At 66.6% G+C, this 13,301-nt stretch carries 14 protein-coding genes; 3 read left to right on the top strand and 11 right to left on the bottom strand.

Annotation, left to right across the window (positions count from 1 at the left end; all coding sequences use genetic code 11):
• Window positions 1–12: 12 nt before the first annotated feature.
• Window positions 13–864: an LLM class F420-dependent oxidoreductase gene (locus tag MICSW_RS01600; protein WP_464496567.1), complete on the bottom strand. Its 852-nt coding sequence runs from the start codon at window positions 862–864 to the stop codon at window positions 13–15.
• A 73-nt stretch (window positions 865–937) separates the two neighbouring features.
• Window positions 938–1,810, bottom strand: a complete 873-nt coding sequence (locus MICSW_RS01595) for a GTP-binding protein LepA (RefSeq protein WP_292726858.1) — start codon at window positions 1,808–1,810, stop codon at window positions 938–940.
• Window positions 1,811–1,957: 147 nt separating this feature from the next.
• Here MICSW_RS01595 and MICSW_RS01590 point away from each other — a divergent pair, with 147 nt between their 5' ends.
• The 3 genes from MICSW_RS01590 to MICSW_RS01580 all read left to right on the top strand — a co-directional run bounded on the left by MICSW_RS01590 (window position 1,958) and on the right by MICSW_RS01580 (window position 5,056).
• Window positions 1,958–3,133 (top strand): alcohol dehydrogenase catalytic domain-containing protein, encoded by a 1,176-nt coding sequence (locus tag MICSW_RS01590; protein WP_292732597.1) that lies wholly within the window; start codon window positions 1,958–1,960, stop codon window positions 3,131–3,133.
• Between the two features lie 88 nt (window positions 3,134–3,221).
• Window positions 3,222–4,199 (top strand): ATP-binding cassette domain-containing protein, encoded by a 978-nt coding sequence (locus tag MICSW_RS01585; RefSeq protein ID WP_347424429.1) that lies wholly within the window; start codon window positions 3,222–3,224, stop codon window positions 4,197–4,199.
• Window positions 4,196–5,056, top strand: a complete 861-nt coding sequence (locus tag MICSW_RS01580; protein ID WP_292726861.1) for an ABC transporter permease — start codon at window positions 4,196–4,198, stop codon at window positions 5,054–5,056. Before MICSW_RS01585 ends, MICSW_RS01580 begins: the two co-directional genes overlap by 4 nt.
• Here the strand turns inward: MICSW_RS01580 and MICSW_RS01575 are convergent.
• From MICSW_RS01575 to MICSW_RS01535, 9 genes are all read right to left on the bottom strand, one after another.
• Complete coding sequence (locus MICSW_RS01575; RefSeq protein WP_464496566.1) at window positions 5,046–6,077, bottom strand: endonuclease/exonuclease/phosphatase family protein; 1,032 nt, start codon at window positions 6,075–6,077, stop codon at window positions 5,046–5,048. The genes MICSW_RS01580 and MICSW_RS01575 overlap by 11 nt on opposite strands.
• A 174-nt stretch (window positions 6,078–6,251) precedes the next feature.
• Window positions 6,252–7,103: a PaaX family transcriptional regulator gene (locus MICSW_RS01570; RefSeq protein WP_464496565.1), complete on the bottom strand. Its 852-nt coding sequence runs from the start codon at window positions 7,101–7,103 to the stop codon at window positions 6,252–6,254.
• Window positions 7,100–7,900, bottom strand: coding sequence for an ABC transporter ATP-binding protein (locus tag MICSW_RS01565; protein WP_292726864.1), 801 nt, complete (start codon window positions 7,898–7,900; stop codon window positions 7,100–7,102). Before MICSW_RS01565 ends, MICSW_RS01570 begins: the two co-directional genes overlap by 4 nt.
• Window positions 7,893–8,717, bottom strand: a complete 825-nt coding sequence (locus tag MICSW_RS01560) for an ABC transporter permease (RefSeq protein ID WP_292726865.1) — start codon at window positions 8,715–8,717, stop codon at window positions 7,893–7,895. The genes MICSW_RS01565 and MICSW_RS01560 overlap by 8 nt, the downstream gene beginning before the upstream one ends.
• The gene (locus MICSW_RS01555; RefSeq protein ID WP_292726866.1) at window positions 8,714–9,544 is read right to left on the bottom strand and encodes an ABC transporter permease; all 831 of its coding nucleotides are present in this window, start codon (window positions 9,542–9,544) and stop codon (window positions 8,714–8,716) included. Before MICSW_RS01555 ends, MICSW_RS01560 begins: the two co-directional genes overlap by 4 nt.
• 176 nt (window positions 9,545–9,720) lie before the next feature.
• Window positions 9,721–9,885: a hypothetical protein gene (locus tag MICSW_RS01550; RefSeq protein WP_292726867.1), complete on the bottom strand. Its 165-nt coding sequence runs from the start codon at window positions 9,883–9,885 to the stop codon at window positions 9,721–9,723.
• A gap of 210 nt (window positions 9,886–10,095) precedes the next feature.
• A complete protein-coding gene (locus MICSW_RS01545) occupies window positions 10,096–11,523 on the bottom strand; it encodes an NAD(P)/FAD-dependent oxidoreductase (RefSeq protein WP_292732592.1) in 1,428 nt (475 codons plus the stop codon).
• 52 nt (window positions 11,524–11,575) lie between these two features.
• Window positions 11,576–11,953: a cupin domain-containing protein gene (locus MICSW_RS01540; protein ID WP_292726869.1), complete on the bottom strand. Its 378-nt coding sequence runs from the start codon at window positions 11,951–11,953 to the stop codon at window positions 11,576–11,578.
• A 10-nt stretch (window positions 11,954–11,963) separates the two neighbouring features.
• Window positions 11,964–13,277, bottom strand: a complete 1,314-nt coding sequence (locus MICSW_RS01535) for an aspartate aminotransferase family protein (protein WP_292726870.1) — start codon at window positions 13,275–13,277, stop codon at window positions 11,964–11,966.
• Between the last annotated feature and the right edge of the window lie 24 nt (window positions 13,278–13,301).

Genomic DNA, 13,301 nt, shown 5'->3' with positions numbered 1-13,301 from the left:
GGAACGGGCGCGCTACACCTGCGCGGCAACGCCTGCGATCAGGTCGACGACCTTCTCAGGCTGACGGATGCCGACAGAGAAGACGTACGTCGTCGTGAAGCCCGCCTCCCCCAGCGCCCGCACCTGGTCGGCGACGCCGTCCACCGTCGATTCGGGGTTCACGCCGATCATGGCGGTCTTCTCGACGGTGTCGTAGTCGCGCCCGACATCGTCGCAGTGCGCCCGCAGCACGTCGAGCTTCCCGGTGGGCACGCCAGCCAGGGCGCTCAGGTTGCAGGCATCGGCGTACTGAGCGACGAGCTTGAGGGTTTTCTTCTCGCCCCCACCGCCGATCATGAGCATCGGCTTCGTGACGTTCTGCGGCGAGTTCAGCGTGCGTCCGAGCTGCCAGATCGCCCCGTCGTAGGGCTCTTCGGACTCCGACCACATCTGCCGGCAGATCTGGATCGTCTCTTCCAGCTCGCGGAAACGCTGCGCGACCGGTGAGAACGGGAATCCGAGGCCGACGCACTCCTGCTCGTTCCAGCCGGCGCCGATGCCGAGCCCGACGCGGCCACCCGAGAGGACGTTGAGGGTGCTCACCTGCTTGGCGAGCAGGGCCGGATGCCGATAGATGACGCCCGTGACCAAGACGTGCAGCATCGCCTTCCGCGTGTGCGCGGCAAGGAATCCCAGCGTCGCGTAGGCCTCGAGCATCTCGTGCTCGACGGGGCCGATGCCGGGGAGCTGCCAGAAGTGGTCCATGACCGTGATCCGCTGGATGCCGGCATCCTCGGCGTGCTTGACGTGCCGCGCGAGGGTCGGACCGAGCTCGGCCGGCCCGCTGTCGAAGGTGAAGTCAGCGATGTGCAGTCCGAACTGCATGTCAGCTCCGTCCCAGGTCGGATGCCGCATCCGGCCGCGCTGTCAGGTTACGACGCTGTCGGCATCCGTGGCTTCACGCGGCGTCGCCGAATCCCCGCTCACGGTAGAGGTCGATGCTTTCGCGCAGTGCCCGCATGACGTACGGCGGGAAGTCCATGCCCCGCTCGTGCGCCCACAGCAGCTGTGCTTCGATGCGGCCGACCTCGCGGGCGTACTTGTCGAGGTCGGTATCGAAGCCGAGGGCTGTGACGACGCCGCCCATCTGCGCGCGGTAGCGGTCCTGCCCGTTCGTTCCGACGAGGTTGTAGGTCTTCTCGCGCAGGACGCGGGCGAGGTAGAGCTGCCACGGCCGCAGCGCCCCGGAGCGCACGAGTTCGGTCGCGCTCATCCGGTAGAACGCGAAATGGCCGGGTTCTTGGCGACGGATGGGGGCGATGATCGTCTCGGCGATCGCGGTCTCACCGAGCTCGGTCATCCCGCTGTGGATCGTGTTGTAGGCGAGCACCGCCTGCCGTTCCGTGCTGGCGCCGGTCAGGTAGTAGAGCAGCCGCGCGATGTCTTGGATCGCGGAGAAGTGTGCGAGCGCGCCCATGATCCGCATCTTGTACGACACGTCGAGCACGGGCTCCGCGGCGGCACGCCCGAGGTCCTGCTGCAGCCGATCGAGGATCAGGCCGTGTTGGATCTCCTGGGGCTGCCACACGTCGGCGTAGAACATCCGGTCGACCTCGCTGACATCGGGCAACAGCACGAGCAGTTCGAGCACGTTGCGGTCGACCTCGAGCTCGACCCTCGCGAGGTAGTCGATGACGTGTCCGTACCGCTCGGCCACGGCACGCGGGTCACGGATGCCGCGGTCGACGGAGTCCAGTTCGATCGGCGGATGCTCCTCGCCGAGCCTCTGGACGTGCTCGAGTATCCGCTGGGACGTCACCGGCTCAGCCATGCATCCATCATGCGGGACACTCCGCGGCGTTGGGCCGTACCTCGGCTTTCCCGACCCGGCAAGCCCCTCGGCGGGCGTGTGACTGCGACCTAGCGTCGGCTCCACGGACAACGAACGCTGTCCGGACGACGACGAGAGGATGCACCGATGAAGGCATTGACCTGGCAGGGCCGACGCGAGCTGAGTGTCGACGAGGTGCCCGACCCGCGCATCGAGGCACCGACCGACGCGATCGTGCAGATCACCTCGACCGCGATCTGCGGCTCCGACCTGCACCTGTATGAGCTGCTCGGGCCGTTCATCGACCGGGGCGACATCCTGGGCCACGAACCGATGGGCGTCGTCGTGGCGGTGGGCGATGAGGTCACGCAGCTGGCGGTCGGCGACCGGGTCGTGGTGCCCTTCACCATCTCCTGTGGCCACTGCTTCATGTGCCGCCGGGGTCTGCAGTCGCAGTGCGAGACAACGCAGGTGACCGAGTACAACAGCGGAGCTGCCCTGTTCGGCTACACGAAGCTCTACGGTCAGGTTCCTGGGGGTCAGGCGGAGTACCTGCGGGTTCCGCTGGCCGACTACAACCACATCCGGGTCGGCTCCGAGCTCCCCGATGACCGGTACCTCTTTCTCAGCGACATCCTCCCCACCGCGTGGCAGGGCGTGGAGTACGCCGCCGTGCCCGACGGTGGCACCCTCGTGGTCATGGGACTGGGTCCGGTCGGCCAGTTCGCGGCCAGGGTCGGGGTCCATCGCGGCTACCGCGTGCTCGCTGTCGACCCTGTTGCCGAGCGGCGCGCCATGGCGGAGCGCCACGGCGTGCTGACGTACGACCTCGACGATGACGTCGTGGCACTCTTGCGGGATCTCACCGAGGGGCGAGGCGCGGATGCCGTGGTCGATGCTGTCGGAATGGAGGCTCACGGCGACTCCGTCGTGGAGTTCGCCCAGCACGCCACTGGCCTGTTGCCCGATCCCGTGGCCCGGGCCTTCATGCAGAAGGCAGGGATGGACCGGCTCGCATCGGCCTACGCATCCATCGATGTCGTCCGCCGGGGCGGCACCGTCTCGCTCTCGGGTGTGTACGCGGGAGACGCCGACATCCTGCCGATGAAGACGATGTTCGACAAGCAGCTGTCACTGCGGATGGGTCAGTGCAACGTGAAGCGCTGGACCGACGATCTGCTTCCGCTCGTCGAGGACCCGCAAGACCCGCTGGGCGTCATGGACCTCGTCACCCATCGCGCACCCCTCTCGGACGCTCCCGCGCTCTACGAGACGTTCCAGAAGAAGGACGACGGATGCATCAAGGTCGTGCTCGAGCCGTGACCCGGGCGGGCGCGCCCGCACTGCGCTCGCCCGAGATGCGACGAGCCACCGGCCTCCGATGTCACCGCGCACCGCTACGATCCGTGCCATGGCTTTCATCGAGGCGAGCGGGCTCGTCAAGACCTACCATCCGCGGGGCGCGCCGGTCGTCCGCGCTCTCGACGGGCTCGACCTGTCGGTGCCCGAGGGAACCGTCGCGGCGTTGCTCGGGCCGAACGGCGCGGGCAAAACAACGACGGTCAAGGTGCTGACGACGCTCATCCGCCCGGATGCCGGGTCGGCCACGATCGACGGCGTAGACGTGCTCGCCGACCCGCAGCAGATCCGTCGGATGAGTGGCGCGAGCGGTCAATACGCTGCGGTCGACGAGAACCTCACCGGGTTCGAGAACCTCTTCATGGTCGGGATGCTGTACCACCTCGGGCGGCGCCGGGCGGCGCAGCGGGCGCGTGAGCTCATCGAGCTGTTCGACCTGGTGGATGCCCAGAATCGACCGGTAAAGGGATTCTCGGGTGGGATGCGGCGCCGCATCGACCTGGCCGGCGCGCTCGTCATCAACCCGCCGGTCCTCTTCCTCGATGAACCGACGACGGGGCTCGACCCGCGCAGTCGTCTCGCGCTGTGGGACGTGATCGAGACGCTCGTCGCCGGCGGCACGACAGTGCTCCTGACCACGCAGTACCTGGAGGAGGCAGACCGCCTCGCCGACTCGATCTCGATCATCGACAACGGACGCGTGATCGCGAAGGGCACCGCTGACGAGCTGAAGTCCTCGGTCGGTGGCCAGCGGATCGCGGTGAGCCTCGTGAGCGAAAGCGACGCCGACGCGATGCGCGAGATCCTCTCGCGCTACGGCTCGGGGCCGGTCGCGTCGGACGGGGCCCGCGGCCTGGTGGTGCCGGTCAGCAACGGAGCAGACGCGCTCTCGCGCATCATGACCGACACTGCTGCGGCAGGGGTCGAACTGCACGACGCCGGAATGCGCAGGCCGACATTGGACGACGTCTTCCTGCAGCTCACGGGTCATGCCGCTGAGCAGGCTGGGGATGAGGAGGAGGCGGCATGAGCACCGGCACTGCGCGCACCACGGGAGCGTCGAGCAAGACTCTGCAGCCGGGACCCGGTACGGCGTTCAGTCGATTCCTCTCGGACGGCTACGTCACCACCTGGCGCAACGTGAAGAAACTGACCAGGGTTCCCGACATCCTGATCTTCACCCTCATTCAGCCGATCATGTTCGTGCTGTTGTTCACGTTCGTCTTCGGCTCGTCGATTCAGGTACCGGGAGAGAGCTATACCTCGTTCCTCATGGCGGGGATCTTCGCGCAGACCATCGTGTTCGGCTCAACATACTCGGGCTCGGCGATGGCCCAGGACCTCAAAGACGGCATCATCGACCGCTTCCGCACCCTGCCGATGAGCGGGTCGGCGGTGCTGATCGGGCGGACGGTCGGCGACCTCGTCATCAACGTTCTCTCCCTGATCGTCATGATGCTCACCGGCCTCGTCGTGGGGTGGCGGGTCGAGTCTTCGCCCCTCGAGTTCTTGGCTGGGGTCGGGCTGCTGCTGGTCTTCGCCTACGCGCTGTCGTGGGTGCTGGCGTTCCTCGGGCTGATCGTGCGCAGCCCCGAGGTCATCAACAACGCCTCATTCCTCATCCTGTTCCCCCTGACCTTCATCTCGAACGCGTTCGTGCCGAGCGAGAACCTGCCGGGCCCGCTTCGGGTGATCGCCGAGTGGAACCCGGTTTCGGCCCTCGTACAAGCGGCCCGAGAATTGTTCGGCAACGCGCCCAGCGGCAGTGCGGCAACTGACGCCTGGCCGTTGCAGCATCCGGTGGTCTATGTGCTGCTGATCACCATCGTGATGCTGGTCGTGTTCGTTCCGCTGTCGATCCGCCGCTTCGCTTCGCTCAGCCGCTGACGCCTCGGGCGGAGTCACAAAGGGCCCAGTTCGCGATGACTGCCCGGTGGTCGCTTCCCTCGATGTAGGCGCTTGCCCAGCCCCTGGGAACGGCGCCGCGGGCGAGAACGTGATCGATGGCCGTGAACGCCGGCACCGGCTTCTCCTGCGGCCACGTCGGCCACGGGATCGGGCCCGCCGCCTGAGCCGCTGTCGCGAGGTCGGCGGTCAATCGCCGGAAGACGGGGTGGGAGAACGACGAGTTGAAGTCTCCTGCGACGACCAGACGCGGATCGCTCGTGGCCTGGATCCACTCATCGATTGCGGTGACAGCCTCGTACCAGTCTTCGGGCTGGCCGACCGGTGGCGGCGGGTGCACGGCCGCCACCCGTACTGCCGTCCCGTCCGGAAGCGTCGCAACCGCGCTCACCTGCTCGAACACGCTCCCAGGGATGTCTTCCTCGGCGCTGAGTGGATGGGCAGAGAGGACCACGCTTCCCTTGTAGGCGTTGGTGCTGACCGGTTTCGTCCGGTGAGGAAGGGTTTCGGCGAGACCCTCGCCGTCCAGGATCTGGTTGATCAGGTGCTCATCAGTTTCGACGAGGACCACGACGTCGGCTCCCGCGTCCTGGATCAGGTCGGCGAGCTGACCCGGATCCGCACCGGCGAACTTCGCGTTGAACGACAGCACGGTCAGCGGCGTCGACGCCGTGCACGCGGCCGCGCCGACGGGGGTGAGCACCGGAAGCACCGAGAGCACGGCACCTGTCACGAGGACGATGGCCCCGACCCACGCGCGCGAGAGTGCGGCGACCACCGCCATCACGAGAAGGCCGAGTGCGCCGACGGGCAAGAGCGACTGTGCGATGGGAATGAGGCCCCCCGCCAGCGCATCCAGGTGTGGCAGCGCCACCGCCGGCACCGCGAGAACTACCGCGATCACTATCCAGACGAGCGACCGCCGCGACAGCGGGCGGCGCCGCCGGTCATGGGTCTCGAACCTCGCGTAGTCGGAGGACTCAGCGAGTTCATCGTCAGCCACTGGGCCAGTAGATCATCCGCCGGTCCAGGAATCCTGCGAACCGCGTCTCCGGCGGGGGTACGTCATCCCTGCGATTTGGTTCCTGGAACCCTTCGCTTGTCACCGCCTGGCGAGAATCCGCTTCTTCTCGCCATCGCCATGTCGGTGCAGCAGCAGCTGATCCTGGCTGCGGGGTCAGCGGATAGCGGGTTCGGCCGGCCCGCCTGCGGCCGGGGCCTGGCGAGCGAATTCCCGCGCAGCGGGAGCGGCGGTCTCATCTCGGAGGCGCAGGTACAGCCTGAGCGAGCGATCAGCAGGCCATTCCGGCTCGAGCAGGTTTCGCGGGAGCCCCGGGTCGGTGCGGACGAGGGCGAGCCAGTCCGCGACGAGCATTACCCGCATCGAGAGTGCAGTTGACGCATCTGCGACGGCGGAGTCCGACCAGGCATCGATGAAGCCCACGTGCGCGGCGTGGATAGCGTCGATGTCCCACGCTGTTCTCACGGCATCCGCGATCGGGAAGCCGTCGAGTTCGCGCGCGTGAAACGCGACCAGGCCGGTGCCAAGTTCAGGGAGCAGACTCGCAAGGACTCGCTGCAGGTCGACCACTCCCGGTGCGATCCAAAGGCCGTCGCGGAGCGGGGCGAATCCCTCCCAGGTCAGCGTGGAGCGCAGCCGATGGCGCAGCCTCCGTTGCCCCTCGGGAACGCTGAACGTCGCGAGAGTCCAACCGTCGCCATCAGCATGCAGCGGCTGCGGGTTGCGCACACGCTCGCCTGCCTCGGTGAGCATCGCCGCACCCTCGGTGGTCAGGACGAACGACACTTCACGCCCGTGCCGCTCTCGACGCAGGATGCCGTTCTGCTCCAGACGGTCCAGCGCCGCGCGTGTCGCCGGGGGCTGGATGCCGGCCCCCTCGAGTACCTCGATGAACAGTCCCGCACGCACCCACGTGTCCGGGTCATCGAGCACATACTCACCCAGCAGCGCCAGCGCCAGCTCGCGCGGAGATCGACTGCCGAGAAGCGGCGACGACGCGGTACTCATCCCTGCGCCCGCACGGCCTCGCCGCGCTTGGCGCGCTGGATCTGCTCGTACACGTGGGTGCGTAGCTCGGTGAAGCGCGGCATCGCGCGGGTGGTGATCTGGTCGCGGTCCTCGGGGAGATCGATGTGCAGATCCTCTTGCACCCATGTGGGCGACTTCGAGAGCACGACGACCCGCTCGCCGAGGTAGACAGACTCATCGATGTCGTGCGTCACGAACAGGATCGACATCCCGCGCTCGCGATGAAGCGTGCGTACCAGGTCTTCGAGGTCGGCGCGCGTCTGGGCATCCACCGCGGCGAACGGCTCGTCCATGATGAGAACCTCGGGCTGGTAAGCGACGGCGCGGGCGATCGCGACGCGCTGCTGCATCCCGCCCGAGAGTTGCCACGGATAGCTCTTCGCAGCGTGGTCGAGGCCCACCGCGTGCAGAGCGTCGTCGATGAGCCGATCCCGCTCGGCGCGCGAGAGCTTCTTGTGCCGCAGCGGGAGTTCGACGTTGCCGCGCACCGTCAACCACGGATACAGCGAGCGGCCATACTCCTGGAACACCAGCGCCATGTTCTCGGGCGGATCGGTCACTGGCTGCCCGTCGAGTTCGATGACGCCGGCGGTGGGTCGCAGCAGACCCGCGACACACTTGAGCAGCGTCGTCTTCCCGCAACCGGACGGTCCGACGATGCACACCAGCTCGCCCTGGTGCATCGCAAAGCTGATGTCGCCGATAGCCTCGACGATTCCGGTCGATGACTCGTACGTCTTCTTCAGGTTCTCGACCTTGAGCAACGTGTCAGGCACGCTCCACCTCCTTGATTCCGTGATACCACCGCAGCACCCGCCGCTCGACCAGGCCGAACAGAGTGGCAAGCAGCACGCCGATCAGACCCAGCAACAGCACGCCGCTCCACATCTCGGCGATCAGATAGTTCGTCTGGAAGTACTTGATCTTGTATCCGAGCCCGGACGCGTTGTTGAACAGCTCGGAGATCACCATCAGCAGCAGCGCCACCGACAGGGACTGCCGCACGCCAGCCATGATCCGCGGGCTCGCGGACGGCAAGACGAGATATCGGAGCCGCTCCCATCGGGTGAGGGCGAACGACTGAGCAGTCTCTGTCATCACCGAATCGGTGGCCCGCACTCCCTCGATCGTGTTCAGCAGGATCGGCCAGATCGAGCCGGCGACGATGATGATCACTCGCGCGTCATCCCCGATGCCGAAGATGATGAGAACTGGCGCGATGATCACCGGCGGGGGAATGGCGCGGAAGAACTCGAGCGTCGGCTCGAGAAGCTCCCGCAGCCACCGGACGAGTCCGATGAGTGTTCCCGCGGCGATGCCGATGACGATCGAGAGGATGATGCCGAGCGCGAGGCGATACAGGCTCGGAATGACGTCGGTGAAGAATGCCGGCCCGATCCACGTGTCGACGAACGCTTCCAGGATCGTCAGGGGCGGTGGGAAGAACTTCTGCGGCGAGATCCCCGTCCAGATCGCCCACGCGACGATGAGGACGATCGGAAAGCCGATGGCATAGCCGACCTGGATCAGAAAGCCCTTCCAGCGTCGGCGAGCGGGCGGCGGGGTGACGACTGTCGTCGTGTAGAGGGTCACAGCACTTCCTCCCCGCGCACTGACTGATGCCACGACAGCGCGTGACGCTCGATGAACCGGAAGAGCAGATTGACGATGAGGCCGAGGATTCCAGAGACGAGGACGTAGGTGTACACGGTGAGCCAGTCACCGACCGTGAGTGCGGTAGTGATCTGGCTCCCGATACCGGGGATGCCGATCACGAGCTCTGCCGTGATCGTCAGGATGAGGGCGACAGCTGCTCCCAGACGCAGACCCGTCATGAGGTAGGGCAGCGACGTCGGAAAGATGAGGCTGCGGAACTGCGACAAGGTCGAGAGGCCATAGCTGCGCGCGGTGTCGCGGGCGACGGTGTCGATGTCGGCGACCCCGTAGAGCACCTGCACGAACACCTGCCAGAAGGTGGCGTAGACGATGATCACGAGTCCTGCCTGGGGCTGCAGTCCGAAGATCAGGATCGCGACCGGAATCAGCGCCACCGATGGGATCGGGCGCAGGAACTCCACGGTCGTGTGGGTCGCCTTGCGAAGAAAGCGGGAGAGCCCGACGAGGGTTCCGAGCACGATTGCGGCGACGGTGGCGATCGCAAGGCCCGTGCCCCACAGACTCAGGGTGCGGCCGACGTTTCGCCAGAACTCGAGGTCTCGCATCTCGCCGAAGAGGTTGGCGAGCGTTTCCGTGGCGTACGGCAGATACTGCGGGTTGACGATTCCCAGCGTCGGGATGAGCTGCCAGGTGGCGAGCATGCCCAGGATGCCGAGAAGGCCGAGGCCGATCTTGCGGGCCGATCGCGCTGCGTTTGCGCTCCGGCGCCTCCGGGTCGGGGCCGGAGCGGTGGCGGTAGCCATGGTTGTCCTTCGGGTAGCTCAGTCAGGGGGCGGGGACGCGGAAGGGATGCCGCCGGTGAGCGGCATCCCTTCCGCCATCCGTTACTGCTCCTGGATGAGTGTGTCGAAGTTCGGCTCAGCGTCCAAGACCCCGTATCCGACCGCAAGAGAGGCCAACTCCTCGAGATCAGCGACGTTCAGGTCTCGGCGATCGGGAGCGCGGCGACGCGGACCGTGGTCAGCTCCCCGGTTCCCTCGGTCATGGTTTCGGTCGGTTCCGGGGCCGCACCGGAGTCGGTGCATCCGGAAAGGAACAGGGCTGCGGCGGCAAGCGCGCCGAGTGTTGCAAGACTCTTCTTCATCGGAGGCCTCTCGTTGGCGAACAGGGGTGAGAGCGGTTCCACCGGTGCAGTACTGGCCCTGGTTCACGCCAGCGGCACCGCGTCGTACCGTCGCAGCCATAGTGCGACGGTACGTGCCGTCTGTCAAGAGTTTTTCGACGACCGTCACAAAACAGTTGAACTTTTTCGCGACGCCCCGTCCGCCCCGAGAGGGCTTCTCCCCGCCCGACGTCAGGAGTCGAAGCCCACGCCGAACAGTCCGGCAAGCTTCAGCAACGGACCGTCTTTCCCGCCGTTTCGGTCCGACTTGGCAACGGCTCGGCGCATCATCTGGATCAGCGGGTAGGCCAGCGGCTCGGGCGGAATCGGGATGGGGAGCTTGCGCGACATCTTCAGCCTCGTGCGCTCGGTATCGCGTCCCTCGAGCAGGTCGAGCATGACCTCTGCACCGAACCGCGTTGCTCCGACACCGAGCCCCGTGTACCCGGCGCTATAGGCGACGCGCCCGCCGCGAGCCGACCCGTGGAACGCGACGAGCTGGGTGGACATGTCGATCGCACCACCCCACTTGTGCGAGAACCGGATGCCGGACAGCTGCGGGAACGTGCCGTAGAAGTGATCAGCGAGTCGCTCAAAGGTCTCGGGGCGTTGATCCTGCGCCGCTCTGACGCGCCTGCCGCGGTGGTAGACCGCGTCATACCCGCCGAACAGAATCCGGTTGTCAGACGATTTTCGGTAGTAGTGGAACTCCCGCGACGAATCGGTGATGCCGTGACGCTCGGTCCAGCCGATCGCGGCGAGCTGGTCGGCGCTCAGCGGCTCCGTCATGAGCACGTAGTCGTAGATCGGCACCGTGAACAGCCGCAGTTCGGGCAGCAATGACGAGAAGACGTTGGTGGCAAGGGCCACCCGGTTCGCACGAATCTCGCCCTGTGCGGTTTCGGCGACCATGCCTACGCCATCGGGGCGAAGGCGAGTCACCCGCGTCCGCTCGTAGATCTCGACACCGTGATCTTCGGCAGCCGCCGCGAGCCCCCACGCGAGCTTGGCGGGGTTCACATAGGCGACGCCATCCGTTCCGAACAGTCCCGCGCGGTAGAGCGGGGAGTTCCCCTTCTCACGAAGGCTCTCGCCCTCCAGGAACGTCTCGCTCGGGGAGCGATCGGCAGCTTCCCGGAGCCAGCCGATCTGGTGCGGCTCGGTGGCCACCGTCAGGACACCGGTCTCCTCCCATTCGGCGTCGATCCCGTAGCGCTGGATCGCTGCGCGGATCCCAGCGAAGTTCTCGTCAGCGAGGCGGTTCAGCACCGGCATCTCGTCAGCGAAATGCAGCTCCCCGTTCTCCCATCCGTGAGTGAGGCTCGCTTCGCAGAAGCCGCCGTTTCGACCACTCGCGGCCCAGCCGATACGGTTTCCCTCGACCAGGACGACGCGCCGCTTCGGGTCACGCTCTTTGGCGATCAGTGCTGTCCAGAGCCCGGCGAACCCCCCGCCCACCACGAGCAGATCGGTGGACACCCGGCCAGAGACTGCACCGCGTGGGGCGGGACGGTCAGGATCGTCGAGCCAAAACGGGGTGGTGGATGCCTCCGCCAACGCGCCGCGGATGGTGCCGAGGTCAGTGCGGATCTCATGGCCGTATGCGGTGGTCGCGCTCATGGGCATCCTCTTTCGTTGGTGGTCTGGGTCCCACCCGCAGTCGCGAGGCGGGTCATGGTTCCGGTTCGAGATCTGGCACGATGTAGACCTTTCGAAGGACCGTGGGCACGTGCCACCGCGTCCGCATTCCTGACTCGAGTCGACACAGAGACCCGGCGCGCAGCTCGATCGTCCGGTCGACCCGCCCGTGCTCCTCGATGAGTTCCACGGTCGCCTCGCCCGAAACGACGACGAACACCTCGTCAGCCTCGATGTCCCGCATCGAGCCGGCAGTCATCTCCCAAATCCCGACCGTGGTGCCACCGACCACTGCAACATCGACGAAGCCCGTGCTGGGCTCTCCCTCGAGTCGAAGATCGTCGGAAACTGGAGTGCCCGCGACGCCCAGATCCGCCACAACGAGCGGCTGGAAGGGTTCGAGGGTGGTCATCGCGGCATCCTCAGCCGAGGCGACCTAGCGCCGCGTCGATGATCGTGAGGCCTCGGTCCAGTTCCGATTCGGTGACGACAGCCGGTGGCACGACGTGGAGGCGGTTCTCGGCGAAGAACCCGAGGAGGCCCTGGTCGAGAAGGTCCTTCTTGAGCGCCGCCATGCGCTCGGCCCCGAGGGGTTCGCGCGTCTGCCGGTCGGCAACGAGTTCAACGGCCCAGAAGACGCCGCGCCCCCGCACCTCGCCCACCACGGCATGACGCTCGGCGATCTCGCGCAGGCGCGGGCCCAAGATGTCGGTGCCCATGCGGGCCGCGTGTTCCACGATGTTCTCGTCGGCCATCGCCTCGATCGTCGCGACGGCTGAGGCGGCAGCAAGCGGATGACCGGAATACGTGAGGCCGCCGGGGAAGACCCGGTCATCGAACGTGCGCGCGATCTCATCCGAGATGACCACTCCACCCAGCGGCACGTAGCCGGAGTTCACACCCTTCGCGAACGTGATGAGGTCGGGCGTCACGTCGAAAGCGTCGAACGCGAACCACTCGCCGGCGCGCGCGAAGCCTGCCATCACCTCATCGAGGATGAAGACGATGCCGTAGTGGTCGGCGATCTCGCGGACTCCGGCGAGGTATCCGGGCGGCGGAACGAGCACGCCGGCGGTTCCGGGGATCGTCTCAAGCAGAATCGCGGCAACGGAGTCGGAGCCCTCGGCCTGGATGGTTCGTTCGAGGTGCCGTAGTGCTCGCTCGCTCTCCTGTTCGGGAGTGGTCGCCCAGAACTCCGTCCGATAGAGGTAGGGCCCGAAGATGTGCACGTGGCCGCGCGAGAACTCGTTGGGGATCCGACGCCAGTCGCCGGTGGCCACGATCGCCGCGCCCGTGTTGCCGTGGTACGAGCGGTATGTCGAGATGACCTTGTCGCGCCCGGTGACCAGCCGTGCCATGCGGATCGCGTTCTCGTTGGCGTCGGCCCCACCGTTGGTGAAGAACACCTTGGTGAAGCCCTCCGGTGCACGCTCCAGGATCAACTCGGCGGCGCGCGCACGAGTGGCGTTCGCGTGAGCCGGTGCGACTGTCGTGAGTTGCGCTGCCTGCTTCTGGATGGCCTCGACGACCCGCGGATGCTGGTGGCCGATGTTCACGTTGACGAGCTGGCTCGAGAAGTCGAGGTAGCGGCGACCATCGACGTCCCAGACCTCGCTCCCGCTACCACCGGCAAGCGGCAGAGGAGCAAGGGAGCGCTGTGCGGACCAGGAGTGGAAGACGCTCGATCGGTCGCGCTCGCTGATGCTCGCGTTCGTGTCGTCAGGAGTGAGAGCCATGCCCCCTAGTGTGCTCCGCCGAAC

This window comes from Microbacterium sp. SW12, assembly GCF_055391095.1.
This window is presented reverse-complemented; position numbering and strand designations above follow the sequence as displayed.